Source organism: Microcoleus sp. (assembly GCF_041354475.1).
GTDB lineage: Bacteria > Cyanobacteriota > Cyanobacteriia > Cyanobacteriales > Microcoleaceae > Microcoleus.
In genome coordinates, this window is record NZ_JBGJZU010000009.1 from 1 (window position 1) to 26,965 (window position 26,965).

Here is a 26,965-nt window from a genome sequence, read left to right on the forward strand (position 1 = left end):
TTTCGGGGCGATTTTGCTGCGTTTTTGAGACAGTTTTGAGACAAAACCGCGATCGCCCATCACCGAAAATCGTCCAAACCCAGAGCCGATGGCGGGATTTGAACCCGCGACCGTTCGATTACGAATCGAATACTCTACCCCTGAGCTACATCGGCACAGACAATTAATAACCTTAGCACAACCGCCAGACAAAAAGCAATGAGTTGTAGAATTCAAACCCTACAACTCATCACTCAGAACTGCCATCAAACATCCAGTTCGCCGTCAGTCCCGCCACCTCTAGCACCGGAATAAACTAAACCCCGCTGCATATCCAGCGTCAGCATAGTGCCGTCCCGAATCACCTGGGTGGCATTCTTCACGCCCACCATCACCGGTACGCCCAAACGCAAACCAATAATCGCCGCGTGAGAAGTCAAACTTTCTTCCTCCGTCACCACACCTGCTGCTTTCCGAATCATCTCCACAAACTCAGCGCTAGTGTGGTTGACTACCAAAATGTCTCCTGGGTGGAAATTCGCCACATCCGCAGCAGTGTGAGCTACCCTGGCCATACCGCTGACTGAGCCTAGCCCCACACCAGTTCCCTTACCCAAAACCGCTGTCACTACCTCAACTTTGATCAAATCCGTTGAACCCGCTACCCCTTGCAGAGTACCGGCAGTCATCACTACCAAGTCTCCGTCGGACAGTAACTCTTTTTCCTGGGCGACATTGATTGCAGATTGAAATGTCTGACCGGTCGAGGGCAAATCTAGCACCAGCAGCGGTTTTACTCCCCACACCAGTTGCAGTTGTCTCGCCACGTCTACGTGGGGAGTAACTGCCAAAATCGGAGTTTTTGGTCGGAACTTCGACACATTTCGGGCTGTAGCACCGGTTTTTGTCAGCGTCATAATCGCTGCTGCATTCAATTGTTCGGAAATTTGGCTGACAGCTTGACTGATGCCGTTGGGGATCGATCGACCAATATCTTCTACATTCCTAATATTGCCCCTAATTCCTTCTCTCTCGATCCGCACCGCAATTCTTGCCATAGTCGCCACTGCTTCTACCGGGAAGTCCCCCACGGCGGTTTCGTTCGAGAGCATCACCGCATCAGTCCCATCGAGAATCGCGTTGGCCACGTCGGAAATTTCCGCGCGGGTGGGACGAGGATTGTGAAGCATACTATCGAGCATCTGGGTAGCGGTAATCACCGGAATTCCCATGCGGTTAGAAGTAGCAATCAGTCGCTTTTGCAAAATCGGCACGTCTTCTGCCGGCAGTTCTACTCCCAAGTCCCCGCGGGCAACCATCACTCCGTTACACAGGGCCAGAATAGCCTCCATTTGTTCGATCGCCTCGTGCTTTTCGATCTTAGCAATAACAGGTACTTGCTTACCGGCACTGGCAATCAGCTCTTTAATTTCCAGCATATCCTGGGGATTCCGCACAAAGCTCAGAGCTACCCAATCGACACCTTGGTCGAGTCCGAACATTAAATCTTTGCGGTCTTTATCGGTCAGCGCTTTAATTGACAGGTACACTCCCGGAAAATTCACGCCTTTGTTGTTGGAAAGCGGTCCGCCGACAACAACGCGACAGTACAATTCCCGCGACACCCGGTCTACTTTTTCCACGCGCATTTCCACTTTCCCGTCATCTAGCAGAATCATCGCTCCCTCGGTCACTTCGTCTGCTAGAGGTTCATAGGTGACTGAGGAAATCATCTCAGTGCCTGGAACTGGGCGGCTGGTTAAAATGAACGGATCGCCATTTTTGACCACAATCGACCCTTTTTCAAAGCGACCTAAGCGAATTTTCGGGCCTTGGAGGTCTTGCAGGATTGCCACCGGCTGATTTAGTTCAAAGGATGTTTGCCGGATTAAGCGAATGCTCCGTTGGTGGTCTTCTTCTGAGCCGTGAGAAAAGTTGAGTCGCAAAGTTGTCGCACCTGCTTCTATGAGGTTCCGCAGCACTTGTGGATCAGAGGTGGCGGGGCCAATGGTGGCGACGATTTTAGTCCGGCGTAAGGCTTTTGGCAGTTGCATGAATTGAGATGGGGTGGCTGGAGGATTTATTGTGTAATTTTCGGCTAACGTTTCATCTTTCAGTACAAGCAATGACGCTAGTTGTCTTAATTCTTAAAAATTTTTCGATCGTTTAGACCGCAGGTATTGACCAATATATAGAATATCTGACTTTTTACCCATCGGTAATCTTTTCTTTTCGATCGCAACAGTTTTCCAATAATTTTCGTCTACTACTTGACAAATATACAAATATACCCATTTATTTTTTGTAGTTTGCCTACAGCTTTGTGTGACTGGGATTTTGTGTACAGGACGGGCGATCGAGATTAGATACACTTATTTCACAAAACTTTACTATTGGCAGCCTTGTATCTTATACTACGCAAGTGTGAAATATTAAGGAGTGCTAACAAAAATGTCGGAGGCAGGACGGCCACTGACAGTGCCGAAAGAGTTTCTGAGTCCTCCAGGTGACTTCAATCCGACGCTGTTGCTATTTTTGAGTGCATTAGCGATTATCGTGATTTCATACTGGGGTTTCTGGTATGGGGAATGGCCCCAATGGTGCTGTTTTTTCCTGAATGTTCTGGCTTTGCACATGGCTGGAACAGTGATTCACGATGCGTCTCATAATGCAGCGCACCGCGATCGCACCATTAACGCTATTTTGGGACACGGTAGCGCCCTGATGTTGGGTTTTGCTTTTCCCGTGTTTACACGGGTACATATGCAGCATCACGCTCACGTTAACGATCCAGATAACGATCCAGACCATTATGTTTCCACCGGCGGGCCTCTGTGGTTAATTGCTGCGAGGTTTTTTTACCACGAGATTTTCTTCTTTAAGCGCAAACTGTGGCGAAAAAACGAACTTTGGGAATGGTTTTTCAGCCGTTTATTTGTGATCGGAGTGGTGTATATCTCCATTCAATACGACCATTTAGGTTACGTGCTGAATTTTTGGTTTTCTCCTGCTTTAGTGGTGGGGTTAGCCTTGGGGTTATTTTTTGATTATTTGCCACACCGTCCATTTCACGAGCGCGATCGCTGGAAAAATGCCAGAGTATATCCTAGTCCAATTCTAAATATCTTAATTTTGGGTCAGAATTATCACCTGATTCATCACCTGTGGCCTTCAATTCCTTGGTACAACTACAAGCCAGCCTATGAAGCTGTCAAGCCGCTATTAGATGAAAAAGGTTCTCCTCAAAGCTTGGGAATATTAGAAGGGAAAAAGGACTTTTGGAGTTTTATATATGACATCTTTTTAGGGATTAGGTTGCATCACAAGAAAGCGTCTGATTGACAAAAACCCGGTTTCTCCAAGAAGCCGGGTTTTTTAGGTAGAAGCGTCCGTAAGTCTTGTATAAAAAAAATCAACCAGAATGCGATCGCTTCTCTAAGCCAAAAATTTATTATTTCTCCCCAGCCACCGCCACTGCTAAATTCCAATCCGGCCGCAAATTTTGAGCTCCCCGCAAATAAGGATGATAAATTTCGGTATGTGCTGGCCAATTGACGTGAATTAAAAACCGGATGCAACGTTCCAAAGCACCCTTGACATACATCTGCTGCACATCCAATAAGGGAACATTACACCAACGGGGACGTTCGCGGGCGATCGCGGCAGGAAACACAGCATCTAAATCGCGAGTGACAGAAAACGTAGCACTAATAATTAATTCAGGCTCTAAATCATTTCTTGCTTCTAATTCATCTAATAATTCTCTCACCGCATCTCGAATTGCTTCTACCGAATTGTCGCTGGCAGTAGTTGCCCCGCGAATCGCCCGCACTTGCCATTCCACGCAAATATTCTCCATTTTTTTGTTATTAGTCTGTTGCTAGTTGAGAGTTGAGAGTTGGCAGTTGTTAGTTGTTAGTTGTTATTTGTTAGCAATTACCAACAACTTTCAACTGCCAACTGCCAACTGACTAATTTATTTAATCACGGGCGATACAGCCACAGTGGCAAACCACTAGCAGACAGCTCGAATTCCAGCCAACTTTTGTAAGCTGAAAGCCCCGATGTATCCAGACTACTCCCCAAGACGCGATTTAGGAAAGGTTTTGGTTTTTCCAGAGTGCACAACTCAGTTTTTTCCGGGTCAAGTCCCGCCAGTTCGGCTGTATGGCGACGGGCATCCTCTTGAGTACCCAATCTATCCACCAAACCCAACTCTAAGGCTTGCTGGCCCGTGAAAACACGACCATCGGCAAAACTTTTAACTTGTTCAATAGGCAGTTTCCGGGCGAAGGCCACTGTTTCTATGAATTGCTGATAGCTGGTGTCGATCAAATCTTGCAAAATTTGCTGTTCTGGTGGAGTTAATTCGCGATCGAATGACAAAATATCTTTATATGGCCCAGATTTGATGACCTTAAAAGAAACACCGACCTTTTCCAATAGCCGTTCTAGATTATTACCCCGGATAATTACACCAATGCTACCGGTAATCGTACCTGGATTAGCCACGATATATTCGGCACCCATACCGATGTAAACTCCCCCAGAAGCCGAAATATTGCCAAAACTGGCAACTATTTTGACTTTTTCCCCCAAACGCTTCAGGGCGCTGTAAATTTCCTGGGAATCGCCCACAGTGCCACCAGGAGAGTCTATCCGTAGCAGCAAAGCGGGAAATTTGCGTTCTTCAACGGTTTTGAGGGCTTCTAAAACTCGTTTGCGGGTTTCTCCAGCAATGGCGCCAGTGATTTCGATGTGAGCGATTTGTTTACGGTAGCGAGGCTTGAATGGCCAAATCATGGGCAGTTTTCGCGCAATGTGAAATTGTGTAGCTAACTTATAGTGTGCCTTATCCGAAGGAAGAACGAAGCAGGAACAACGAAGAAGTTACCCCCCTACCCCCACAGAGTCCGATCGCACTTCATCCAACATCAATATATAATTGTAAAAATTGCTTAACAAAACTACATCATCCCCACGAGAGTCAGTCTCATCAATTATCAGGAGCCCTCCGCCATGCAGCTAAAAATTACCGATTCCAAACTGCCTTTCGCGCCGCTGTTACTAATTGCGCCGTTTTTCCTGTGGGGAACCGCCATGGTAGCTATGAAAGGAGTCATGCCCCACACGACTCCGCTGTTTGTGGCTGTCGTGCGTTTGATGCCGGCTGGCGTGTTGGTGCTCCTAGCCGCCGCATTTATGGGAAAATCACAGCCCCAGGGCTGGAAAGCTTGGCTGTGGATTTCGTTATTTGCCTTAGTTGACGGTACTTTGTTTCAAGGCTTTTTAGCAGAAGGTTTGGCCAGAACCGGTGCGGGTTTAGGTTCGGTGATGATTGACTCTCAGCCACTAGCTGTGGCGATATTGTGTTTGTGGCTGTTTCAAGAAAAAATTGGTTTTTGGGGCTGGCTGGGATTAGTTATTGGCGTGATTGGGATTAGTTTAATTGGGTTGCCGGATAGCTGGATTTTGGGACTGTTTCATCCTAAAAATGTCGAGGTTTCTGCTGATATCGCACAGTTGTTTGAGGGTGGAGAATGGCTGATGCTGTTGGCGGCATTGTCGATGGCTGTGGGAACAGTTTTGGTGCGCTGGGTTTGTCGTTATGTTGACCCGGTGGTGGCGACTGGTTGGCACATGATTTTGGGTGGTTTGCCGTTGTTGGCAGTTTCGGCTGCAACTGAATCTGAGCAATTTGTCAATATCGATTTTTCCGGCTGGATGGCCTTAAGTTATTCTACTGTGTTCGGAAGTGCGATCGCCTACGGTTTGTTCTTTTATTTTGCTTCAAGTGGCAGTCTCACCAGTTTAAGTTCTCTTACCTTTCTTACCCCAGTTTTTGCCTTACTGTTCGGCAATTTGTTTTTAGGCGAAGTGCTAAATCCGCTGCAATCGATGGGAGTTGGGTTAACTTTAGTGAGCATTTATTTAATCAATCAGCGGGATACTTTGGCTGATAAATGGCGAAAAGTGCGCGATGGCGAACCAAATGCTGAGGAAGAAGCTACAGGTTTATTGGAGTCATCTGAATTGAATCCTGTAGAGTTGCCGGTGCAGTTGCGGGTTAGGGAATTGGAGTCGGAAGTTTAGGTATTTGGGAAATTTATATCCGTTCTCAGGTAGGGAAACGGCAGTGGCGTGTCCTGTATTTCAGAGAATTGAAAAATGCTATGGGGATAATTTGTTAAGTCTTGAATCATTTTTACCTCTAAGTTTGTATGCTTGCATACTAATCTCCTAAGCTTTGTCTCTATTATAGGAAGGACATAAAAATCTGGATAGTTACCAGTCATCCTCTTCAACAATTTGAATATTTCTACTCTCAATCTCTTCTATAAAAGTTTTTAAACTAGGATTATCTTGATAATGCTGCATCAAAACTTTATACTTCCCGTATTGTTTTGATATTTCTCGATAATAATCAGGATTTTTAGCATTCTTGTCAATTGTAAACCTGTGTTTCTTGGAAAGCTCATCATTTAAAGTCTTGAGACAGTTTTTGAATTTTGCTTTCTTCTTATCTGTATAATACAGTGGGAGCAACCAACACTCAAGAGAATGTACAGAGATTGCAAACAGGATTTTCTGTTGATTTGTGTTGTAAAAATCCTCACCAATCGCATCTCTGAATTTCTCAATAACTTTTTGAATCAACTGCTGAGGAGTAAATTCGCCATTTTCATCTTGATGAGCGATATTATAATCTTCTGAAACATCAGTATCTATTTGAATAATGATATAGTCATTAGATTGAAATGATTCTTGAAATTTTTTTGATCTGCAATAATCAAAAACTAGAGTCCAACCACCAGAGTTTTTGTCTTTATCTATTTCTGGTTGCAGTGGTCTAATAACTAGATCTGATCTGTTGAAATATCCAGCTAAAATACTCTTAATAACAATCTGATCGGTATGTCCTTCTGTAATCAATCCAAACTTAATCATATTAAAAATTTTCAGGAAGTCCGCCGATATAGCCTCTCAAAAATGCCTCTGATAATGATACAGGTTCTTGTCCCTCCAAAGGTTCAGGTTTCAGAATGCGTATTGCTTTAGTATGCCCTAATTGGCTGCGATAGATCACAAACAGCCGCTGTTCGTCATCATCTAAATCTAAGCCATCCAAAACTGCCGGGTTGTGGGTTGTAAATATAACTTGTTTGTCGTGTTTTTTTGCTAATTCAACTAATTCTTGGATTAACCTGCGACATAATCGAGGGTTGAGGGAAGCATCAATGTTATCAATTGCAAAAAATTTAGGTGTGATATCGCTAATAAATAAAGCAAAGTAAAAAAGCAAAAATAAAAAGCCTTCATTAGAACTGCGTTGGTCGAAGTAAGCTAAATCTGGATCTAAGTATCTATCTTTGATTTGGAGAGAATTTTGAATATTGGATAAATTTGGAGACGCTTCAAAATCTTGAAACCAATCTATCAATTGCAGTTTTTTCTTGATTTCATTAAGTGGCTCTTGGTTTTCATCTGAATTCAAAACTTTTAAAAGTTTAAATAAGCCTTCTCCATTAATTCCTAATGGTTGAATTTGTCCTTCTTTTTCAAAAGTTCGTAATGCTTGGTTTTCAGGAGAATAAATGATAAATTCACGTATAGCAAACATTTTAGAATGTCTTTGCAATGATTGTAGTATCTTATCTCCGCTTTTTACTAACTCTCTGAGTTTTAATTCCTGGCTTGCTTGTTCTATAGACAATTTATTTGGATCGTTCTCGTATTCTTCCTGAATATTAAAAGTATTTTCTAGATGATTTTTATTGTCATTGATAAAGTTTATCGCTGGAACAATAAAACTATAAAAATCGATTTTGTTAAGCCACTTAGAATAGGGAGAGTTATCATTTTCTAAAACACAACTAAATGGTTGTTGATCATTTCCTATTAAATCAATTTTAATTTCTTTAGTAAGATTATCTTTTTCAAAAGCCGATCGCATAAATTGAGGTTCTGTAACCCTAATGCCCCTAGATGCTAAAAACTCGTTATCCAGTTTATCATCAGCCGCCGCAGAAGCTAGGGCGATCGCCTCTAATATATTACTCTTGCCACAACCATTTTCACCGATCAATATAGTGACTCGCCCTAACTCCAGTTTCAGCTTATCAATCGATTTGTAATTTTTTATTCTAACTTCTTTCAGCATAGTTTTCTACATTACTCCTAGGATTAATGACTAATATTGATCCGATTTCGGCTTCTTCACCTGGGAACTCAAAAAATAGGTGAGGGAAGCGATTACTAAAGCGATACTAGCTCCAAAGGGCAGAATATTCGTCACCCCATTCCACTTCACCGCCTCAGACAGAAACAATACACTCAATACCACTACAATCACGCTGGTGAGCTTGCTTTTCAGGTCGTCGATGGTGTGAATTTCCAGCCAGTCTGGTACTTTGATGCGCTCGTCAATAAACAGCTCGTAAAGTCCGAGTGCTGTAATGTAAAATACTGTGGCGAGGAGAAATAAATCTACAACTTCGATGAAAGACAGAACCAGTTTTTTCGAGTTCTCGCTCGATACTGGTCCTGAAGTTAAAGCATAAACTATCGTGCTAGCAGTTTCAAAGGCACCGTAGATCAAGAGAGTGACAGAGGCTGCGAAGGAACCTAGCACAGCGATTAACATTAGATAGCGACTTTTGGCAAGAATTCGATGAAGCATACTTGATATCCAGCCTGGAAATGTTTTGAGCAAAAAGCGCTCTCAGGCATACCTGTTTCTCTACTATATCAGGGTTCAGTCGATCGCGCCAACCTGTGCTTTCCACCAGCTAGCATTTTAACAGAAGTAATTATTTTGCTAAAAGATTGATTGGCGATCGCACTTAGCACATCGCCCATTGATTCAAATAACCACAAATCAGTCCTGAGTGTCCACAAAAACAGTCACCGCAGCCACTGCAATCAACATTTCATCATTTTTATCATTCAGAGAGGCGATCGCCCTTCCAGCCACCACCATCCCACCTTGCTCAACAATCAGAGATTTTTCACCAAAAGGCAATACCGCCAAAACCTCATCCCTTCGCACTTGTTCCGGGTAAGGAACCGCCACCTTTACCTCCACAATCATTTGATTTGGATCGGTCAAACCCGCCACTTCCCAGACACCGAGTAAAGCATTATTGGCGATCGCATTTCGGACCGCCCTAGCCGCCGCTACCGTCGGTTCTTGTCCGTGCTGGTCAATACCCATCCCCATTTCAATGATAAAACATTTACGCCCCATAGCTACCTCTTTATTTGTAATTTAACCAAATCTTTCCGAAAACAATTATCAACCAAAAGGAGATAACTTTTTAAAGTTTTACAATTCCCTTAAACAACAAAATAATAACTTATGGTAATATAACCAAATTCACCTTTCCTCGCGGACTGAAAAACTCATCGCTACCTTGAATCATGGATAGTTTTCTCCCCATTGCCTACTTTCAAAATCAATTCCTGCCATTTACCGACGCCAAAATCTCCATAGCCACCCACGCACTGCACTACGGAACCGGAGTCTTGGGCGGTTTGCGCGGAATTCCCGATCCCGAAAATGGCGATCGCATCTTACTATTTAGACTAGACCGCCACTGTCAAAGATTAAGCCAAAGTGCCAGCTTCCTGCAATGCGATTTGCCCGCCGACAAAATACAATCAATAATCACTGATTTTGTCAAAAAAAATCAGCCCACCAAATCTTTTTATATCCGCCCATTTGTCTACACATCAAGTTTGGGAATTGCCCCCAGACTCCACAACGTAGAAACAGACTTTTTTGTCTACGGATTAGAACTTTCCGACTATTTGCCCAAGGAAGGAGTAAACTGTAGAATTAGCTCATGGTATCGCCAAGAAGACCGCAGTTTACCCTTGAGAGGAAAAATTAGCGGTGCTTACATCACCTCAGCCTTAGCCAAAACAGAAGCAGTACAATCTGGGTTTGACGAAGCTATCATGATGAATAGTCAGGGAAAAGTCAGCGAAGCTTCAGGAATGAATATATTTGTCGCCCGAAACGGTAAATTAGTGACACCAGGTTTCGAGCAAGACATTCTCGAAGGAATCACCAGAGACAGCGTAATAACTATCGCCAGAGACTTAGGAATTGAAGTCATAGAAAGACCAGTTGACAAATCAGAATTATTGATTGCTGATGAAATATTTCTGTGTGGCACCGCAGCTAAAGTTACCCCAATTAAGCGCATCGAAAACTATCATTTACCAAAAGAGCGACCAATCACTGAAAAGATATTGGAAAAATTGAGTGGAATCATCGAAAATCGCGATAGCAAGTACAAAGACTGGGTATTTCCGATTACCCTAAATTAATCCATAATTCACTCGTTTCACTCGTTACCAGGCTCTGGCCTGGTAACGCAGATCCGGAGGCTCTGCCTTCACTCGTTACCAGGCTCTGGCCTGGTAACGCAGATCCGGAGGCTCTGCCTTCACTCGTTACCAGGCTCTGGCCTGGTAACGCAGATCCGGAGGCTCTGCCTCCACTCGTTACCAGGCTCTGGCCTGGTAACGCAGATCCGGAGGCTCTGCCTCCACTCGTTACCAGGCTCTGGCCTGGTAACGTAGATCCGGAGGCTCTGCCTTCACTCGTTACCAGGCTCTGGCCTGGTAACGTAGATCCGGAGGCTCTGCCTTCACTCGTTACCAGGCTCTGGCCTGGTAACGTAGATCCGGAGGCTCTGCCTTCACTCGTTACCAGGCTCTGGCCTGGTAACGTAGATCCGGAGGCTCTGCCTCCAAATTTGATGGCAGCCATTCGAGGCAGAGCCTCTGGACATCGGTTCCCAGGCAGAGCCTAGGAACCAGTTAATTCGAGGCAGAGCCTCTGGACATCGGTTCCCAGGCAGAGCCTAGGAACCAGTTAAACCAGTTAACAGGCGGCTGCTTCCTGCTACAAACTACCCGCACAAAACAGCAGCATGATGCTGAATATGATCCTCCATAAAACTCGCCACAAAATAATAGCTGTGATCGTAACCTTCCTGCATTCTTAAATTTAACTGCTGTCCAGCTTTTGCACAAGCTTCTGCAAAAACTTCCGGCAACAATTGCCCCTCAGCTAGAAACGAATCTGCCGTGCCACAATCAATTAAAATTGAACCGTTATATGGTGCTTTCAGCACTAATTCACTCGCATCCCAAGCCCGCCAATCCTCCCGATTGTCACCGAGGTAGTGGCTGAATATTTTTTGTCCCAAAGGGGTGTGCATGGGCGCGCAAATAGGCGCAAAAGCAGAAACTGAAAGATAGCGATCGCCATTTTTTAACGCACAAATTAAAGCCCCATGTCCGCCCATAGAATGACCGAAAATTCCCTGCTTTTCCGCTAGTACCGGAAAGTTTTCAGCGATTAATTTAGGTAACTCATCGACAACATAACTGTACATCCGATAGTGAGAATTCCAAGGTGCTGCTGTGGCATCAATATAAAAACCCGCACCACTTCCCAAATCCCAATTGTCGTCTTCGCCGGGAATACCTGTATACCGCGGGCTAGTATCCGGCACTACTAGCATTAACCCATATTTTGCTGCAAATTGTTGGGCTCCAGATTTTATCATAAAGTTTTCTTCTGTGCAGGTTAATCCTGAGAGGAAATATAGAATTGGTACGGGTTGATATTCGGCTTGTGGTGGTTGGTAAACTGCGAATTTCATTTCGCTATTGCAGGCTGAGGATTGATGGCTATAATAGCCTAGTTTTCCGCCGCAGCTTTTATGTTCTTGGTGAAGTTTTAGCGATTGGGATATCATGTTAATTTTATTTGAGTATGGATCTTTTTTGCCACAGAGGGCGCAGAGAGCGCAGAGGAAGAGAGAATTGAGAAGTTTGATTCTTGGTAGGGGCCGTGGATGGTGCGTGTCGGCCCTCCTTGACTTCCTTTAAAATGTTAAAACTGTACGAATTACTTCGCCTTTTTTCATTAAATCCAGGGCTTCATTGATTTGCTCGATTGGCATTACCTTAGTTACTAAACTATCAATATCAATTTTACCGTTCATGTACCAATCCACTATTTTTGGCACGTCTGTTCTGCCTTTGGCTCCGCCAAAAGCTGTGCCTTTCCACACTCTGCCCGTTACTAACTGAAATGGGCGGGTACTAATTTCTTGACCAGCTCCTGCTACGCCGACAATGACGCTCACTCCCCAGCCTTTGTGGCAGCATTCTAAGGCTTGACGCATGACATTGATATTACCTATACATTCAAAACTGTAGTCAGCTCCCCCTTTGGTTAAATCTACTAAATAAGCAACTAAATCTCCCTCGATTTCGCGGGGATTCACAAAGTGAGTCATGCCGAATTTTTCAGCCAGTGCTCGTTTGTCGCCATTGAGATCTACGCCGACAATCATATTAGCTCCTACCATCCTAGCGGCTTGAATTATATTCAAACCCACCCCTCCTAAACCGAAAACTACCACATTAGAGCCTGGTTCTACTTTTGCGGTGTTGATGACAGCGCCGATGCCTGTTGTTACTCCGCAACCAATTAAACAAGCTTTGTCAAAGGGAGCATCGTCACGAATTTTTGCTACCGCAATTTCTGGTAATACTGTATAATTGGCAAAGGTGGAAGTTCCCATGTAATGATGAATTTTCTCCCCGTCTAGGGAAAACCTGCTGGTGCCATTGGGCATCACCCCTTGTCCTTGAGTCACTCGAATTGCTTGACAGAGATTAGTTTTTGGGTTCAAACAATATTCGCAGTTGCGACATTCGGGAATATATAGTGGAATTACTCGATCGCCCACTTTGACGCTAGTTACTCCCGCTCCTACTTCTGCGACAATACCAGCTCCCTCATGGCCCAAAATAGCCGGAAACAAACCTTCAGGATCGGCACCAGAAAGAGTATAAGCGTCAGTATGGCACAGACCCGTGGCTTTAATTTCCACCAGGACTTCTCCGGCTTGTGGACCTGATAAATCGACCATTTCAATGGTTAAAGGTTTCCCCGCGCTACGAGCAACGGCTGCTTTTACTTTCATAATCTATTCCGGTCTGTAAAATTGTCAATTACCTATTATGCACAATGTATTGTATTATTTAATTTAACAATTTCCACAAATTTATGAAAAAAATCATTTTAATTACTGGAGTAAGTCGCGGCCTTGGTTTGGCGATGACTGAAAAGTTTATTGAGCTAGGACATACTGTTTTAGGCTGCGCCCGTTCTCCCCAAGCAGTGGAAAAACTCCAACAAAAATATAGCACCCCTCACAATTTTAAGTGTTTGGATGTGGCAGTGGATGCTCAAGTGAAAAACTGGGCAACAGAAATACTTACAAATTACTCCCCTCCCGATTTGCTGATTAACAATGCAGGTGTCATCAATCATCTCGCTCCCCTGTGGGATGTCAGCAGTGAAGAGTTTTCCCAGGTAATTGATGTTAATATTAAAGGTGTTGCGAATGTGATTCGCCACTTTGTTCCAGCCATGATTGCCCAAAAAAGCGGGATTGTGGTTAATTTCACTTCTGGTTGGGGCAGGTCAACTTCACCGGAAGTGGCTCCCTATTGTGCTTCTAAATGGGCCATAGAAGGACTGACCAAAGCCTTAGCTCAAGAATTGCCACGGGGGATGGCTGCGATCCCTTTAAATCCGGGGATAATTCACACGGATATGCTGGAAATTTGTTTCGGAGAAGATGCTAGGAATTACACAACAGTCAAAGGTTGGGCGCAAAAAGCTGTGCCTTTTTTATTGAAGTTTAAACCGACGGATAATGGCGTGTCAATGACTGTTCCTGGATCGCAATAAAAGAGTAGAATTAAGATGATAGTTTAACCCCCAAAATTCCCCCTGTGAACTCCCCTGTGAACTTGTCCCTAACCCCGCCCTCGCCCATCGAAACCCGTAAAGCAGACCACCTCCGGCTCTGCATCGAAGAAGATGTACAATTCCGCGAAACTACTAGCGGATTTGAACGCTACCGTTTTACTCACTGCTGTTTGCCAGAACTCGATCGCACTGAAATCGATTTAACCTCAACATTTCTAGGAAAAAAATTAGCTGCACCTCTGCTAATTTCCTCCATGACTGGCGGCACTGAATTAGCCCAGACTATCAATTATCGCCTTGCAGATGTCGCTCAAAAATACAAAATTGCTATGGGTGTCGGTTCCCAGCGCATCGCCGTCGAAAATCCTCAACTCGCCGATACCTTTGCAGTGCGCCGGCGCGCTCCTGATATTCTGTTATTTGCTAACATCGGCGCAGTTCAATTAAACTATAATTACGGTTTGGCACAGTGTCAGAAAATTGTGGATATTCTGGAAGCAGATGCTCTAATTTTGCACCTCAATCCTCTGCAAGAGTGTGTTCAAACTGAAGGTGATACTAACTTTAAAGGACTCCTCGATCAGATTGCCAAATTGTGCGAAAAATTGCCAGTACCTGTAATTGCGAAAGAGGTTGGTAATGGCATTTCAGGAAAGATGGCAACAAAATTGCTCGCAGCCGGGGTGAGTGCGATCGACATTGCCGGAGCTGGAGGCACTTCTTGGGCGAAAATAGAAGGAGAGCGTGCCCGTGATGGTAAGCAACGCCGATTGGGCACAACCTTTGCTGACTGGGGAATACCGACAGCCGAGTGCATTGTCAGTACCCGCGCCGCAGCGCCTGATGTTCCTTTGATTGCTTCTGGAGGCTTGCAGCATGGTTTGGATGCAGCCAAGGCCATCGCCCTGGGTGCAGATATGGCGGGGCTGGCGAGAGCGTTTTTGCAAGCAGCAGCGGAATCGGAATCAGCCTTAGAGCTTTTGGTTGAGGTTTTAATTGCAGAGATTGCCACAGTGATGTTCTGTACCGGCTGCGCTAACCTTGATGAGTTAAAACATTCTGGAGTTTTGGAAAGGTTAAGATAAAAAGATGTCAGTTGGCAGTTGGGAGTTGACAGTTGACAGTAGTTAGTAGTTTGTAGTTATATCAAATCCGGTTGCACTCCTTATGATATAGAGTCCAAGGCAGTGCCGTCTCCCTACCCAAAGTAATATTGTAGGGACTAAGGCCAAGCCGTCTCCTAATTTGGGCTACTAATAATTCCGATGCTACCGGATTTGATATTAGTGGTTAGTTGCTACCCATTGGTGTCAACTTAAGGTCAAAGGTAGCCACAGACTGCTGTTTGACTATTAAATCTAGATCCCCCCTAGCCCCCCTTAAGAAGGGGGGGATAAGAGTCCGATCTTTCGTCCCCCTTCCCCCCTTGGGGGGGGGCTGGGGGGGGTGGGGATTTAGGGGGATCTAGACTTGGCTATGAACGAGAGATACCAAGGCTTTCAGGCTTAAGTTGACACCAATGGTTGCTACCAATTCCCTAGGCCCAATTCCCTATGCCCAATTACCAATTCCCCATGCCCAATTACCAATTAATTAAATGAAAGATTTCCTAAAATATACGTTTGCAAGTTTGCTGGGAAGCCTCCTAGGATTGGCGTTGATCGGTAGCATAGGATTGGGAGGACTCGTAATTCTAATTGCTATGGCTGCGTCGTCGTCTAAAGATTCGGGGCCGCAAGTTAAAGATAAGTCTGTATTAGTATTAGATCTTTCTCTCAATATTACTGACAGCAAACCCAGCCGCAGTACCGGGGCTGCCATTGAAGAAGTGCTTTCTGAGGATGGTTCAGATACTGTGACGCTGCGTACTGTTTTAGATGCGATCGCATCTGCGAAAAAAGATCCAAAAATAGTTGGTATTTATCTGGAAGGTAATTCTGATTCCGGCGGCAGTGGGTTTGCTAATCTCAAAGAAGTGCGATCGGCATTGCAGCGTTTTCGAGAGGCTAAAAAACCAATTTTTGCTTATGAAATGGATTGGAACGAGCGAGAATATTACCTTGGTTCCGTTGCCAATACCATTGCTATCAATCCCTTTGGTTCTGTGGAAATCAACGGTTTTAGCAGTCAGACGACGTTTTTTGCCGGCGCTTTAGAAAAATATGGAGTGGGAGTGCAAGTTACTCGCGTCGGCAAATATAAGTCAGCAGTCGAACCATTTTTGCTGAAAAAGATGAGCCCCGAAAATCGCCAGCAAACTCAAAAGTTGTTGGGAGATATTTGGGGTGAATATCTGACAACTGTGGGGCTAAATCGCAAATTGACTGTGCCGCAATTGCAGGCGATCGCAGATAATGGTGGCACGTTGATGGCTGAGGAAGCTCTCAAAAGCAAGTTAGTTGATAAAGTTGCATACTTTGACGAAATTGTCACCGAACTTAAGAAACTAACCGGAACCGATGGAGAAAACAAATCTTTCAAACAAATTAGTCTGAAAAATTACGCCAAAATTGCTGAAAATAAAAACTCGAATCGCGCTGATAATAACAAGCAAGTGGCTATTCTTTATGCCGAAGGAGAAATTGTAGACGGCGAAGGGGGCGTCAGTCAAGTAGGAGGCGATCGCATCGCTCAAGAATTGCGTAAAATCCGAGAAGATAACGACGTAAAAGCAGTAGTTTTGCGCGTCAACAGTCCCGGAGGCAGTGTCACGGCATCTGAAATCATCGGCAGGGAAGTGGTACTCACTGCTAAGAAAAAACCCGTGATCGTTTCCATGGGTAATTTAGCAGCTTCCGGTGGCTATTGGATTTCTATGGGTTCTAGCAAGATTTTTGCTGAATCCAATACGATTACTGGTTCGATTGGCGTTTTTGGAATGTTACCCAACGTCGAAAAATTAGCTACCAACAACGGCGTAACTTGGGATGTCGTTAAAACTGGCCGCTTTGCTGATACTAACACGATTTCTCGCCCTAAAAATCCTCAAGAACTGGCTAATATTCAGAGGGTTGTCGATCGCATTTACGATCGATTTATTACTAAAGTCGCCGATTCTCGCAAACTGCCCAAAGAAAAGGTACAGGAAATTGCTCAAGGCCGAGTTTGGTCTGGTGCGGCCGCTAAGGAGTTGGGTTTAGTCGATCGAATTGGGGGTCTTGAAGATGCTGTCAAAGAAGCCGTCAAACAAGCTAAACTAGGGAATGATTGGCAATTGGAAGAATATCCAAAACGTCGCAGTTTAGAGGAGCGCATTTTGGAGAAACTGTCCGGCGTGCGCGCCACCAAAGCCGCAGTCAAACTCGATCCGCTGACGGCAGAAGTGCATAAAATGCAGCAGGAACTTGCCGTGGTGCAGTCGATGAACGATCCCCAGGGAGTTTATGTTCGCTTGCCTTTTAATTTTCGGATTGATTAATTGATATTGAGATGAGTTATATAGCAACCGCCCAAGCCCCAGGGCAACTGCTATTAATTCTTACTCAATTGACAATCCTCCAGTATTCTGCCTGGAGGATTGTTAAAATTATTGACTGGGAATTTACAAGATTTTTTATACGGTACGTTGAGTTAATAAACCCCAGATGAAAAGTAGAACGATCGCACCTAGGACGGCAAAAGCAACGCTAGGTAGTGTTAATGCGCCGAAGGATGCTCCCCCGCTCGTCCCCAGAAAGACTTGACCTAAATAACCTCCCACTAGCGCTCCCAAAATTCCTAAACCTGTTGTAGCGAGGAAACCGCCGCCTTGTTGTCCGGGATAAATAGCTTTAGCGATCGCGCCGGCAATGAGTCCTAAAACAATCCATGCAATAATGCCCATTTCTTTTTCTCCTGAATCCTAAACTGTTTTGTGCCTTGTCTTATGTTCTTAGAATAACAACAGATATTGATTGGTTGTCTCTACCGTAGGGAAGAACATCAAGTGGTACGATTTATCAGGAATAGTTAAAATTTTGAGGTCGTTGAGTATGTCAAAAGAGTTAACCCCACCTTTTTAGTGAAGAAAGGTAAAAGCTAGAAAGTAACTATAGCAATCCTAAATCATTTGTGAATTTCTTACTCCCTCCCCTTAATAAGGGGAGGGTTGGGGTGGGGTAAAAAACTTTACGACTCCTGCAAGGACTGCTATAGGCTGGATGCTGAAGGGAAAATGACAACTTTGGCTTGAGGTTTTGATTTTTTACTTCTCAATCAAACTACAATAATTCTTTAAAAATAGGAAAGATTGGGCCCGATGGATCTAAGTTTGTGCATGATTGTAAAGAATGAAGAAGCAACCCTACTGCGGACTTTGGCTAGCGTTAAGGATGTTGTTGACGAAATGGTGGTGCTGGATACGGGTTCGGGCGATCGCACTTGTGAAATTGCACGAGAATTCGGGGCGCGAGTCTATCACTTTGAATGGGGCGATGACTTCGCAGCCGCCCGCAATGAGTGTCTCAAGTACGCCACGGGTGACTGGATTTTAGTGTTGGATGCCGATGAAGTGCTGGTACCGGAGATTGTACCTCAAATGAAGCAGGCTCTTGAGAGCGATCGCACTTTAGTAATCAATCTGATCCGTCAAGAAATCGGTGCTTCTCAATCTCCCTATTCCCTGGTGTCGCGGTTGTTTCGCCATCGCCACGATATCCGGTTTTCTCGACCTTATCACGCCATGGTAGACGACAGCGTGGCTGAGATTTTGCAGAGGGAACCGGAGTGGAAAATAGGTGCTCTGGCGGATGTGGCGATTTTGCACTCTGGTTATCAACAAGATGCGATCGCCACTAAAAACAAATTCCAAAAAGCTCAAGTGGCAATGGAAAGATATATCACCTATTATCCAAACGATGCCTATGCTTGTAGTAAATTAGGCGCTTTATATGTAGAAAGCGGACAAATTCAGCGGGGAATTGATTTATTAACTAAGGGCTTGACGGTTGTTCCCATTGATGATTCTATTGTTTACGAACTTAACTATCATTTGGGAATTGCTTACCGCCACCAACAGCAATTTGTGAAAGCGAAGGAACACTATCAAGCAGCAATTAATACCAAAGTATTCCCACCAATCAAGTTGGGTGCTTACAATAATTTGGGAAATTTGCTCAAAGATGAGGGAGATTTGACCAGTGCCCAAATGGCTTACAAAGCTGCTTTGAAAATTGACCCCACTTTTGCCACTGGTCACTATAATTTAGGACTAACGCTGAAAGCCGCTGGGAATTTGACAGATGCGATCGCCTATTATCGACAAGCGATTAAAATCGAACCAGAACACGCGGAAGCCCATCAAAATTTGGCAGTAGCGCTGCTGAAAATTGGTAAAATGCCTGAGAGTTTAGCAGAATTCAAAAGGGCGATCGCCCTTCACGAACAGCGCCGTCCTTTTGAAGCAGAACGCCTGCGCCGGGGACTGCAAGAGATGGGGTTAATCTAACTGAGTTGAAGGCTTTTACGGGCGGGTTCTCCGGCCTACCCCACCATCAAATTCCCTATTCGTGGAACAGACATCTTGCCTGTTCATAAAAATAGTCAAAAGTCAGATACAATCAAGAAAATCAACCAACCATCTCTACCGTACCAGTATCCAAATCATAGCGTCCCCCGACAACTTTAAGTTTGCCTGCTTTAACTGCGTCAGCTATAATTGGTGATGATTGTTTTAACTTACTTACGTTCATTTTCACATTAGCTTTGACTGCGTTATCCCAGGCATCCCCCGGTTGACCTTTGATCGAATCAACCGCCGGTTTAATCGCCGCCACCAAACTGCCAATTTTACCAGGAACTGGTTTGCCGTCTAAAGCTGCTTTGACAGCACCGCAGCGTTCGTGACCCAGGATGATTATCAAGGGAGTACCCAATTCTGCGACACCATATTCCATGGTACCGATAATAGCATCGTCTAGGACATTTCCAGCTACTCGGATATCAAATAAATCCCCCAATCCTTGGTCGAAAAGAATTTCAGGAACCACCCGCGAATCGGAACAGCAAAGAACGATCGCAAACGGACGTTGACCCTTTGCTACTTCTACAATGCGCGATCGGCCTTGGTCGGGAAATGTCCGTTTTTGTTGAATGTAGCGCCGATTCCCATCCATCAATTTCTGGAGTGCGGCATCAGAAGTGATGTCTGGGCTGGCCTCTGTGTTAGCATTCGCCGCTTCCACTTTTAAGACTCCTGGTGCAATGGCTGCCACCAGCGCCCCTGCACCAGCCATCAAGATGGCATTCCGCCTCGACATCCCGCCTGTTTTTTTTGGTTCCATCATTATTTATAACTCTCTTTCAGCGTTAAACATTCTGAGCATAATATGTACAATAAATTTTGACTAATTTTTTTATTGTTTCTTTACAAGCCATCTCTGACTAATTTAAAAAAATGATGAATAATTATAAATTATTACCACGTTAATACCAAATAAAAGCTATAATTAGAGATTCACAATAATTTTGCTCAATAAATCGAAATGGCTTACGTTGCCAGTATTCATATCTATCCAATCAAATCCCTAGACGGCATAGCTGTCAGTCAAGCAACTCTTCTTCCTAGCGGGGCTCTAAAAGGCGATCGCTCCTTTGCTATCTATGACGAGCAAGGGGAATTTGTCAACGGCGATCGCCACAACGGAGCTTATTTTCTGCGTTTATCCTTTAATATCAGCAATAACATCGTCGGTCTGAAAATTCAAGGCACTGAACAAGAAATATTTTTTCACATCGATCGAGAACGGGCCAGAATACAATCTTGGTTGACTAACTACTTCGGTTTCCGTGTCAAGTTAGTTGAGAACTTGCTAACCGGCTTTCCCGAAAATCCCGCAGCACCCGGACCAACCATCATCAGTACCGAAACAATTGCAGAAATTGCATCTTGGTTTCCCAGAGTTTGTGTCAATGAAATGCGACAGCACTTACGAGCTAATATTGAAATTGGAGACGTGCCGCCGTTTTGGGAAGACCAACTGTTTGCAGAAAATGAAGAAATTGTGCGCTTGCAAATAGGAACAACCACATTTGAAGCTCTTAATCCCAGCCAACGCTCTATCCTATCGCAGCGCCATTATTTTAGGGAAGAAGTTTATCCCAATTTTGAAAAGGTATTCACAGCCAAGCGGAATAAAACCATAGCTGATTCCGCAAGACGATTGCCTTTAAATCACTTGTCGCAACTTAACATTAACACGCGAGTACCCGATCGCTTATCAGGAAAAATACTACACATAGGAGATGAAGTGAAAATCATCAGCCTCAAGTCAAGTGTGGATTGTGGATTTTAAACTGCTAGATCAAATCGGCGGTAACTCCAAAGGAAGCTGACCCAAAACACCAGTTCTAAAATCATTCAACATTTGCCGTGCCATTCGTTCCACGTCTCCTTGATGTCTTTCTTTCGCTACCTCGTGTAAATAATTTTCACCATTACTAGATAAAGCATCTAATTTATATCTAGATTTGAAACCAGATACTGAGATCAAAGTATCATCAGTAGCTTCCAGCCCCAGGAGCAAATCCACCATCGCCGCTGCTACTACCTGATTGTCGTAAGCTGCTTCGCCAATATCTTCACAAATAGCTAACTTTAGGGCATTGTCTTGATTGTTAATACGGGTGGGAATCACTCCGGGGGTATCTAACAACTCAATTTGGTCAGAAATGCGAACCCATCGGAGCGATCGAGTTACTCCAGCCCTGCGCGCACTATCTACCACTTTGCGTCCCAACAGCCTGTTAATTAAAGCAGATTTTCCCACATTGGGAAAGCCAATCACCACCGCTCGGACAGGACGAGGAAGCATCCCGCGATCGAATCTTCTTTGATTCAGTTGCACCCCAGCATTCTGTACAGCATCCGCCAAAGCATTTATGCCGTGTCCATGTTCGGCATTAGTAAAATAAACCGATTCCCCCCTTGCTTCAAACCAGCTTTCCCATTCCTCCCGCAACCGAGGCGAAATCATATCCATCCGATTAATAACTAAGATGCGTGCTTTACTGCCCACCCAATTCAGCATTTGGGGATGGTGAGTAGCCAAAGGAATGCGGGCATCTCGGACTTCTAGTACCACATCTACTCGCTTTAGTTGTTCTTTTAATGCCCGTTCCGCTTTGGCAATGTGACCGGGATACCAGTGAATTTTCATGAGTTATTAGTTATTAGTTATTAGTTATTGGTTATTAATTGTTAGTCATTGGTCATGGGTTATTGGTCAGTGGGCTGTTGGCAGTAGTCAGTTATCATTCACCTAATAACTAATAACTAATGACTCCTGACCAATGACTACTGACCAATGACTACTGACCAATGACTACTGACCAATGACTAAGGCACAATCAAAACTGCACAAGGAGATAAGTTTATCACCCGACTGGTAACGCTGTCAGACGCCCCATCATCAGTTAAACCCATCCCTCGACAGCCCATCACAATCAAATCAGCCCCAATTTCGTCAGCCACATCACAAATCGTGAAAGCAGGCTTGCCTTCCCGTTCAATGATTTCAGCTTGAATTCCCTGCTGGGAGAACATCGCCTGAGCATCAGACAGCAGTTTGGCGACGGCTTCGGGTGAAGCCATTGTTTCTCGCGGCGGGGATTCGCCACTCTCGGCTGGGGGTTCGACTACCGACAGAATCACTAAACGAGCACCATAGGTTTTCACAATATTGACAACCTTTTCGGCGGCTTCGCGGGCTTCTCGGCTTTGATCTACTGGAAATAAGACAGTCTTGAACATACTGCACATCTCCGGGACACGGAGTCCGATAAAATGTTTAGGTTAAGCCAATCAGTGCCGTTTGTTCCATCTTCCGTTTTTTGTACGGGCGCGGTTGAATGCGTCCGAGGCCCAAGTACCAGTGACCAGTGCCACCATTACAACGGAATTCAACAAAAAGACACATATTTAGGAGGTTAATCCTGTGACAAAAAAAACTCTAGCAAATTTATCGGCATCGGACTTATCGGGAAAACGGGTACTCGTGCGGGCGGACTTTAACGTGCCACTCGACAACGGCAGTATCACCGATGATACTCGCATCCGGGCTGCTCTGCCGACAATTCAAGATTTAGCATCCAAGGGCGCTAAGGTAATTTTGTGCAGCCACTTCGGCCGTCCCAAGGGCGTGACTGAGAAGTTGCGCTTGACTCCTGTTGCTAAGCGACTGTCGGAATTGTTGGGTAAAGAAGTCAAAAAAACTGACGACTGCATCGGTGATGAAGTCGCTGCTACCGTCGCGGCGATGCAAGATGGCGATGTGATTTTGCTGGAAAATGTCCGCTTTTACCCAGAAGAGGAGGCAAATGACCCGGAATTTGCTAAGAAGTTAGCTTCTGTGGCTGATTTGTATGTCAATGATGCTTTTGGCACTGCTCACCGAGCTCATGCTTCTACTGAGGGTGTTACTAAGTATCTGAGTCCTTCTGTGGCTGGCTTTTTGATGGAGAAGGAGTTGCAGTATCTTGGTAGTGCGATCGACAATCCTCAACGTCCTTTAGCTGCCATTATCGGCGGTTCTAAGGTTTCGAGCAAGATTGGAGTCATTGAAAAACTGCTGGAGAAGTGCGACAAATTGCTCTTGGGCGGTGGCATGGTTTTCACATTCTACAAGGCTCGTGGCTTGAGCGTTGGTAAGTCTTTGGTGGAAGATGACAAGCTGGAATTGGCTAAGTCTTTGGAAGCTAAGGCGAAGGAACGGGGAGTTGCTTTTCTGTTACCTACTGATGTGGTAGTTGCTGATAAGTTTGCTGGTGATGCTAATACTCAAACTGTCTCTGTTGAGAGCATTCCTGATGGTTGGATGGGTTTGGATATCGGCCCGGATTCGGTGAAAACTTTCCAAGATGCTTTGGCTGATTGCAAAACTGTCATCTGGAACGGACCCATGGGCGTGTTTGAGATGGAGAAGTTTGCTGCGGGTACTGAAGGTATCGCTCATTCTTTGGCTGGACTGACTAAGACTGGTACTACCACTATTATTGGTGGTGGTGACTCGGTGGCTGCTGTGGAACAGTTGAATTTGGGTTCAGAAATGAGCCACATTTCTACTGGTGGCGGTGCTAGTTTGGAGTTGCTTGAAGGTAAGGAATTGCCTGGTGTTGCTGCTTTAGATGAGGCTTAATCCCAGTTAGGTAGGGCGGGCTTGGCCCGCCTTGCTGCGAATAGGTTTTTTGGGGATTTACCGCAGAGGGCGCAGAGAACGCAGAGGAGGGAGAAAAGAGAGGGGCAATGGGTTTAAAGTCTAGAGTTTGTTAGTATAATTTATTTGAAGTGGCTGTGAGGTTTGTTTGTGAAATTTAAAGTTTTAGCAACTGTAACGGCAAGTTTAGCTTTATTTTGGTATTCCGCTCCTGTTCTAGCTCAAAATGCCGATCATGTGAGGCAATTGTTGGAAACTAAGGAGTGTGAGGGTTGTGATTTGAGAAATGCTGATTTGTTCAAGGCTAGCTTGTACAGGGCTAAGTTGAAAGGAGCAGATTTAAGCGGCGCAAATCTTTATGAAGCTAATTTGGTACAAGCGGATTTAACTGATGCTAATTTGGCTGGTGCTAATTTAGTTAATGCTGATTTGTATGGTGCGGATTTGGATAGTGCTAATCTGCGCAGTGCGAATTTGTCTAATGCTTTTTTGGGTAGGGCAAATATGACGATGGCTGATTTGCGTGGTGCTAAACTTTTTGGGGCTAATTTGGCGGAATCTTATTTGTTGCAAGCTAATTTGTCGAATACTGATTTGAGGCGATCGCTTTTGTTTAGAGTTAATTTCAGTCGAGCGAATTTAAGTGGGGCTGATTTGTCTTTTGCGGATGTGCGCGATACGAATTTGCAGAATGCTATTTTGTCTAATACTAGGCTGACTAAAGTTCAATTGAGTGGTACAAATATAGATGCGGTGAGGGATTTTCGTCAGGCTGATTTGGAACGTGCCAATTTACGGGGGACGAATGTGGGCCCGGTGGTTTGTGTGAATACTCGTTTTCCTGATTGTGTTTTGAATTTGGAGTGATTAGTCGGCTAGACTGATGTGTGGTTCTAGACAAACGAAGTCCGCGCAGGCGGACTTTTTGTTTTTGAGTCTTGGAGGATGTAGGGAAGTGCGATCGGCCTTTGGTGTCAACTTAACGTCAAACCCAGTCAGAGAATGCTGTTTGACTATTAAGCCTAGATCCCCCCTAGCCCCCCTTAAGAAGGGGGGGACAAGAGTGTTCTCTTTCGTCCCCCTTCCCCCATCCCCCCTTGGGGGGGGCAGGGGGGGGTGGGGGGGCTAGGGCAGGGTGGGGATTTAGGGGGATCTAGACTCAGCTAAAAACGAGATTTATCAAGGCTTTCAGTCTTAAGTTGACACCAATGGCGATCGGCCTTTGAAGCAATGTTTGTGTGGTTATGATAGAATGCCAGTAAACCTAGTTTGATTAGTGCAAGTCAGCTAAATTTTGATGTCGGTATAATTTTATCAATCTATTTACTCATAAAATATTGGATATTTAGGTAAAAAATGGTTCAAAAAATCGGCATTCAAGGATTGTACTATATTGTTCATTTTGACAACATTATTTCTATTTTAGAAAAGGGTATTTTATCTCACGAAATTATCGAGATAGAGGGATTGAATAACACGCCTATATACAACAGTCAAATAGTTGATATTCGTTCTAGAAGAATAGTTAGCGATAATAAATCCTTGTGGAGTTTCGCTAATCTTTACTTTCAGCCGCGCAATGCAATGCTTTACTCAGTTATCAATAAAACAGCCGTTCATCAAGTGGCAATTATCTGCATAAAAAAGAAAATATTAGATAAAAAAAACATTTTTATTACTACAGGTAATGCTGCTAGTCAGGATTCGCAAATCATTCCCATTGAGGAAAGTGAAAAACTTTTACCTCAAATCAGGAAGGAAATCAATAAAACATGGTGGAATAATGAAGATGGGTCAAAAAGAAAAATGATGGCTGAATGCTTGGTTCCTGAACCGATTGTGCCAAGTTATATTCAAATGATTTATGTTGCTTGCGATCGCGCCAGAGAAGATTTAGGAAAAAAGCTGCTTGCTTGTGACAAGCCTATTTTTTCGGAGATACCTATTACTGTTGAACCAGAAAGATTTTTTCAACCAGTCTGGAGTGCTAGACTTACTTCAACTGTTTCTCTGATTCGCGGAGATATGTTTTTTTCAAAAATGCAAACTCTTACTGTTAGCGTTAATTGTGTAGGTGTCATGGGCAAAGGATTGGCATCAACAGCAAAAGATCGTTTTCCTGATGTATATGTCAGGTATGAAAAAGTGTGCAGAAATAAGAGTTTGCAGATAGGAAAACCTTACTTATACAAACGTGAGTCATCGGTTATAGAACAATTAGCTGAGCCTACATTATTGCCTTCAGAAAATTTAAATGATAACTCTCAAACATGGTTTTTATTGTTTCCCACCAAGAATCACTGGAAAAATAATTCAACTCTTATTGACATTGAGAATGGCTTGCAGTGGCTTTGTGAAAACTACAAAAGTGAAGGGATAAAGTCGTTAGCAATGCCGGCACTTGGATGCGGACTTGGTGGTTTAGAGTGGCGAGATGTTGGTCCTTTGATGTGTAAGTATTTGACTTCTATTGATATTCCTGTAGCCATATATTTACCCTCAGAAGGAAAACTTTCAGATGATTTAGTTTCACGGGATTTTTTGCTTTCTCAAGTGTAGTTTTGAATTTTAATTATTCAGCCTTCAGAATATGACTATATTCACGCTTCCTTTCAGTGAATTTACCTAAAAATTGCCGCCAACAACATCACTCGGTTGCTAGCGACAAAAAACCGATTAACCGTCTTATTTCAAAGGTTTAGTGGAATTCGCACAAAATTTTTCGTCCACAATAGCTGAACTGATATTAACCGCCTGCATGGGCGATGAGGGTAGAACTAAGTTTTGGGGGGCGACTACCATTTTTTTACAAACAAGTTCGCTGCTGCCTACAGAGGCAAAGTTCCAAGCGTAAAATTCGGGGTTGCTGACTGTCGCAGTGGCTGGATTCATACCTAGTGCTGTCAGCAATACTAACTCTAAGGTCACTAAAGCTACGATCGCAAATCTCAGCATATTCTTTTTTGAACCTGAAAATTCACTTGATTACTATTCTCTATTATTGCCTGGGTTTTGTGCAACGTCAATCGATTTGAGATTTGAGATT

The 26,965-nt window shown here is 44.2% G+C and carries 25 protein-coding genes and 1 tRNA gene; 11 read left to right on the forward strand and 15 right to left on the reverse strand.

All coding sequences use genetic code 11. The annotated features are described in order from the left end of the window. Nucleotides 1–83: 83 nt before the first annotated feature. Nucleotides 84–155 (reverse strand) — tRNA-Thr (locus tag ACBR23_RS05310). Between the two features lie 90 nt (nucleotides 156–245). Next, nucleotides 246–2,033 carry a pyruvate kinase gene (pyk, locus tag ACBR23_RS05315; RefSeq protein WP_371115656.1) on the reverse strand — a complete coding sequence of 596 codons (1,788 nt, stop codon included), beginning with the start codon at nucleotides 2,031–2,033 and terminating at the stop codon, nucleotides 246–248. A 397-nt stretch (nucleotides 2,034–2,430) separates the two neighbouring features. Between pyk and crtR the strand changes: the two genes are divergently transcribed. Continuing rightward, nucleotides 2,431–3,321 (forward strand): beta-carotene hydroxylase, encoded by an 891-nt coding sequence (crtR, locus tag ACBR23_RS05320; protein ID WP_371115657.1) that lies wholly within the window; start codon nucleotides 2,431–2,433, stop codon nucleotides 3,319–3,321. Nucleotides 3,322–3,430: 109 nt separating this feature from the next. On the opposite strand, the gene aroH is transcribed toward crtR, so the two are convergent. Both aroH and sppA (ACBR23_RS05330) read right to left on the reverse strand, forming a co-directional pair. Beyond that, nucleotides 3,431–3,838, reverse strand: coding sequence for a chorismate mutase (gene aroH, locus ACBR23_RS05325; protein WP_371115606.1), 408 nt, complete (start codon nucleotides 3,836–3,838; stop codon nucleotides 3,431–3,433). 125 nt (nucleotides 3,839–3,963) lie between these two features. Continuing rightward, on the reverse strand, nucleotides 3,964–4,782 hold the full coding sequence (sppA, locus tag ACBR23_RS05330; protein ID WP_371115607.1) for a signal peptide peptidase SppA: 819 nt from the start codon (nucleotides 4,780–4,782) through the stop codon (nucleotides 3,964–3,966). A 216-nt stretch (nucleotides 4,783–4,998) separates the two neighbouring features. On the opposite strand from sppA (ACBR23_RS05330), the gene ACBR23_RS05335 reads away from it, so the two are divergent. After that, the gene (locus ACBR23_RS05335) at nucleotides 4,999–6,072 is read left to right on the forward strand and encodes a DMT family transporter (protein WP_371115608.1); all 1,074 of its coding nucleotides are present in this window, start codon (nucleotides 4,999–5,001) and stop codon (nucleotides 6,070–6,072) included. A gap of 192 nt (nucleotides 6,073–6,264) precedes the next feature. Here ACBR23_RS05335 and ACBR23_RS05340 read toward each other — a convergent pair whose 3' ends face one another. The 4 genes from ACBR23_RS05340 to ACBR23_RS05355 all read right to left on the reverse strand — a co-directional run bounded on the left by ACBR23_RS05340 (nucleotide 6,265) and on the right by ACBR23_RS05355 (nucleotide 9,226). Continuing rightward, nucleotides 6,265–6,927 (reverse strand): phage tail protein, encoded by a 663-nt coding sequence (locus tag ACBR23_RS05340; RefSeq protein ID WP_371115609.1) that lies wholly within the window; start codon nucleotides 6,925–6,927, stop codon nucleotides 6,265–6,267. 1 nt (nucleotide 6,928) lies between these two features. Continuing rightward, nucleotides 6,929–8,140, reverse strand: coding sequence for an AAA family ATPase (locus ACBR23_RS05345; protein WP_371118861.1), 1,212 nt, complete (start codon nucleotides 8,138–8,140; stop codon nucleotides 6,929–6,931). 30 nt (nucleotides 8,141–8,170) lie between these two features. After that, nucleotides 8,171–8,659 carry a YqhA family protein gene (locus ACBR23_RS05350; protein ID WP_341739779.1) on the reverse strand — a complete coding sequence of 163 codons (489 nt, stop codon included), beginning with the start codon at nucleotides 8,657–8,659 and terminating at the stop codon, nucleotides 8,171–8,173. Between the two features lie 198 nt (nucleotides 8,660–8,857). After that, entirely contained in the window at nucleotides 8,858–9,226 is a 369-nt protein-coding gene (locus ACBR23_RS05355; protein ID WP_341739778.1) for a Lin0512 family protein, read from the reverse strand. A gap of 173 nt (nucleotides 9,227–9,399) precedes the next feature. Between ACBR23_RS05355 and ACBR23_RS05360 the strand changes: the two genes are divergently transcribed. Further along, nucleotides 9,400–10,314 carry a branched-chain amino acid transaminase gene (locus tag ACBR23_RS05360; protein ID WP_371115611.1) on the forward strand — a complete coding sequence of 305 codons (915 nt, stop codon included), beginning with the start codon at nucleotides 9,400–9,402 and terminating at the stop codon, nucleotides 10,312–10,314. Nucleotides 10,315–10,901: 587 nt separating this feature from the next. Here ACBR23_RS05360 and fghA read toward each other — a convergent pair. Together fghA and ACBR23_RS05370 are read right to left on the reverse strand one after the other, a co-directional pair. Further along, complete coding sequence (gene fghA / locus ACBR23_RS05365; protein WP_371118860.1) at nucleotides 10,902–11,756, reverse strand: S-formylglutathione hydrolase; 855 nt, start codon at nucleotides 11,754–11,756, stop codon at nucleotides 10,902–10,904. A gap of 129 nt (nucleotides 11,757–11,885) precedes the next feature. Next, entirely contained in the window at nucleotides 11,886–12,998 is a 1,113-nt protein-coding gene (locus ACBR23_RS05370; protein ID WP_371118892.1) for an S-(hydroxymethyl)glutathione dehydrogenase/class III alcohol dehydrogenase, read from the reverse strand. Nucleotides 12,999–13,078: 80 nt separating this feature from the next. On the opposite strand from ACBR23_RS05370, the gene ACBR23_RS05375 reads away from it, so the two are divergent. The 3 genes from ACBR23_RS05375 (at nucleotide 13,079) to sppA (ACBR23_RS05385) (ending at nucleotide 17,207) form a co-directional block, all read left to right on the forward strand. Next, complete coding sequence (locus ACBR23_RS05375) at nucleotides 13,079–13,768, forward strand: SDR family oxidoreductase (protein ID WP_371115613.1); 690 nt, start codon at nucleotides 13,079–13,081, stop codon at nucleotides 13,766–13,768. 56 nt (nucleotides 13,769–13,824) lie between these two features. Then, the gene (gene fni, locus ACBR23_RS05380) at nucleotides 13,825–14,874 is read left to right on the forward strand and encodes a type 2 isopentenyl-diphosphate Delta-isomerase (protein WP_371118859.1); all 1,050 of its coding nucleotides are present in this window, start codon (nucleotides 13,825–13,827) and stop codon (nucleotides 14,872–14,874) included. A gap of 512 nt (nucleotides 14,875–15,386) precedes the next feature. Next, nucleotides 15,387–17,207 (forward strand): signal peptide peptidase SppA, encoded by a 1,821-nt coding sequence (gene sppA / locus ACBR23_RS05385; protein ID WP_371118858.1) that lies wholly within the window; start codon nucleotides 15,387–15,389, stop codon nucleotides 17,205–17,207. 135 nt (nucleotides 17,208–17,342) lie between these two features. On the opposite strand, the gene ACBR23_RS05390 is transcribed toward sppA (ACBR23_RS05385), so the two are convergent. Next, a complete protein-coding gene (locus tag ACBR23_RS05390) occupies nucleotides 17,343–17,612 on the reverse strand; it encodes a GlsB/YeaQ/YmgE family stress response membrane protein (RefSeq protein ID WP_371115616.1) in 270 nt (89 codons plus the stop codon). 414 nt (nucleotides 17,613–18,026) lie between these two features. On the opposite strand from ACBR23_RS05390, the gene ACBR23_RS05395 reads away from it, so the two are divergent. Continuing rightward, on the forward strand, nucleotides 18,027–19,214 hold the full coding sequence (locus ACBR23_RS05395) for a glycosyltransferase (RefSeq protein WP_341740087.1): 1,188 nt from the start codon (nucleotides 18,027–18,029) through the stop codon (nucleotides 19,212–19,214). A 121-nt stretch (nucleotides 19,215–19,335) separates the two neighbouring features. Here ACBR23_RS05395 and ACBR23_RS05400 read toward each other — a convergent pair whose 3' ends face one another. After that, nucleotides 19,336–20,052, reverse strand: a complete 717-nt coding sequence (locus ACBR23_RS05400) for a carbonic anhydrase (RefSeq protein ID WP_341740086.1) — start codon at nucleotides 20,050–20,052, stop codon at nucleotides 19,336–19,338. Nucleotides 20,053–20,250: 198 nt separating this feature from the next. Between ACBR23_RS05400 and ACBR23_RS05405 the strand changes: the two genes are divergently transcribed. Beyond that, the gene (locus tag ACBR23_RS05405) at nucleotides 20,251–21,060 is read left to right on the forward strand and encodes an MOSC domain-containing protein (RefSeq protein WP_371115617.1); all 810 of its coding nucleotides are present in this window, start codon (nucleotides 20,251–20,253) and stop codon (nucleotides 21,058–21,060) included. Nucleotides 21,061–21,069: 9 nt separating this feature from the next. On the opposite strand, the gene ylqF is transcribed toward ACBR23_RS05405, so the two are convergent. Together ylqF and ACBR23_RS05415 are read right to left on the reverse strand one after the other, a co-directional pair. Further along, complete coding sequence (ylqF, locus tag ACBR23_RS05410; protein WP_341740084.1) at nucleotides 21,070–21,924, reverse strand: ribosome biogenesis GTPase YlqF; 855 nt, start codon at nucleotides 21,922–21,924, stop codon at nucleotides 21,070–21,072. A gap of 179 nt (nucleotides 21,925–22,103) precedes the next feature. Further along, the gene (locus ACBR23_RS05415) at nucleotides 22,104–22,517 is read right to left on the reverse strand and encodes a universal stress protein (protein WP_341740083.1); all 414 of its coding nucleotides are present in this window, start codon (nucleotides 22,515–22,517) and stop codon (nucleotides 22,104–22,106) included. A 184-nt stretch (nucleotides 22,518–22,701) separates the two neighbouring features. Here ACBR23_RS05415 and pgk point away from each other — a divergent pair, with 184 nt between their 5' ends. The 3 genes from pgk to ACBR23_RS05430 all read left to right on the forward strand — a co-directional run bounded on the left by pgk (nucleotide 22,702) and on the right by ACBR23_RS05430 (nucleotide 26,478). Then, complete coding sequence (pgk, locus tag ACBR23_RS05420; protein ID WP_371115618.1) at nucleotides 22,702–23,901, forward strand: phosphoglycerate kinase; 1,200 nt, start codon at nucleotides 22,702–22,704, stop codon at nucleotides 23,899–23,901. Nucleotides 23,902–24,069: 168 nt separating this feature from the next. Then, nucleotides 24,070–24,786, forward strand: a complete 717-nt coding sequence (locus tag ACBR23_RS05425) for a pentapeptide repeat-containing protein (protein WP_371115619.1) — start codon at nucleotides 24,070–24,072, stop codon at nucleotides 24,784–24,786. Between the two features lie 489 nt (nucleotides 24,787–25,275). After that, the gene (locus ACBR23_RS05430) at nucleotides 25,276–26,478 is read left to right on the forward strand and encodes a DarT ssDNA thymidine ADP-ribosyltransferase family protein (protein WP_371115620.1); all 1,203 of its coding nucleotides are present in this window, start codon (nucleotides 25,276–25,278) and stop codon (nucleotides 26,476–26,478) included. Nucleotides 26,479–26,604: 126 nt separating this feature from the next. On the opposite strand, the gene ACBR23_RS05435 is transcribed toward ACBR23_RS05430, so the two are convergent. Beyond that, nucleotides 26,605–26,874 (reverse strand): hypothetical protein, encoded by a 270-nt coding sequence (locus ACBR23_RS05435; RefSeq protein ID WP_371115621.1) that lies wholly within the window; start codon nucleotides 26,872–26,874, stop codon nucleotides 26,605–26,607. Nucleotides 26,875–26,965: the final 91 nt, after the last annotated feature.

Excerpts from the sequence above, each read along its gene's own strand:
- ACBR23_RS05360 (WP_371115611.1), top strand. The coding sequence starts at position 9,400 with ATGGATAGTTTTCTCCCCATTGCCTACTTTCAAAATCAATTCCTGCCA.
- pyk (WP_371115656.1), bottom strand. The coding sequence starts at position 2,033 with ATGCAACTGCCAAAAGCCTTACGCCGGACTAAAATCGTCGCCACCATT.
- aroH (WP_371115606.1), bottom strand. The coding sequence starts at position 3,838 with ATGGAGAATATTTGCGTGGAATGGCAAGTGCGGGCGATTCGCGGGGCA.
- fghA (WP_371118860.1), bottom strand. The coding sequence starts at position 11,756 with ATGATATCCCAATCGCTAAAACTTCACCAAGAACATAAAAGCTGCGGC.
- ACBR23_RS05395 (WP_341740087.1), top strand. The coding sequence starts at position 18,027 with ATGGATCTAAGTTTGTGCATGATTGTAAAGAATGAAGAAGCAACCCTA.
- ACBR23_RS05355 (WP_341739778.1), bottom strand. The coding sequence starts at position 9,226 with ATGGGGCGTAAATGTTTTATCATTGAAATGGGGATGGGTATTGACCAG.
- ACBR23_RS05350 (WP_341739779.1), bottom strand. The coding sequence starts at position 8,659 with ATGCTTCATCGAATTCTTGCCAAAAGTCGCTATCTAATGTTAATCGCT.
- ACBR23_RS05400 (WP_341740086.1), bottom strand. The coding sequence starts at position 20,052 with ATGATGGAACCAAAAAAAACAGGCGGGATGTCGAGGCGGAATGCCATC.
- ylqF (WP_341740084.1), bottom strand. The coding sequence starts at position 21,924 with ATGAAAATTCACTGGTATCCCGGTCACATTGCCAAAGCGGAACGGGCA.
- ACBR23_RS05390 (WP_371115616.1), bottom strand. The coding sequence starts at position 17,612 with ATGGGCATTATTGCATGGATTGTTTTAGGACTCATTGCCGGCGCGATC.
- ACBR23_RS05405 (WP_371115617.1), top strand. The coding sequence starts at position 20,251 with ATGGCTTACGTTGCCAGTATTCATATCTATCCAATCAAATCCCTAGAC.
- ACBR23_RS05345 (WP_371118861.1), bottom strand. The coding sequence starts at position 8,140 with ATGCTGAAAGAAGTTAGAATAAAAAATTACAAATCGATTGATAAGCTG.
- crtR (WP_371115657.1), top strand. The coding sequence starts at position 2,431 with ATGTCGGAGGCAGGACGGCCACTGACAGTGCCGAAAGAGTTTCTGAGT.
- ACBR23_RS05435 (WP_371115621.1), bottom strand. The coding sequence starts at position 26,874 with ATGCTGAGATTTGCGATCGTAGCTTTAGTGACCTTAGAGTTAGTATTG.
- ACBR23_RS05340 (WP_371115609.1), bottom strand. The coding sequence starts at position 6,927 with ATGATTAAGTTTGGATTGATTACAGAAGGACATACCGATCAGATTGTT.
- sppA (WP_371115607.1), bottom strand. The coding sequence starts at position 4,782 with ATGATTTGGCCATTCAAGCCTCGCTACCGTAAACAAATCGCTCACATC.
- ACBR23_RS05430 (WP_371115620.1), top strand. The coding sequence starts at position 25,276 with ATGGTTCAAAAAATCGGCATTCAAGGATTGTACTATATTGTTCATTTT.
- sppA (WP_371118858.1), top strand. The coding sequence starts at position 15,387 with ATGAAAGATTTCCTAAAATATACGTTTGCAAGTTTGCTGGGAAGCCTC.
- ACBR23_RS05375 (WP_371115613.1), top strand. The coding sequence starts at position 13,079 with ATGAAAAAAATCATTTTAATTACTGGAGTAAGTCGCGGCCTTGGTTTG.
- ACBR23_RS05335 (WP_371115608.1), top strand. The coding sequence starts at position 4,999 with ATGCAGCTAAAAATTACCGATTCCAAACTGCCTTTCGCGCCGCTGTTA.
- ACBR23_RS05415 (WP_341740083.1), bottom strand. The coding sequence starts at position 22,517 with ATGTTCAAGACTGTCTTATTTCCAGTAGATCAAAGCCGAGAAGCCCGC.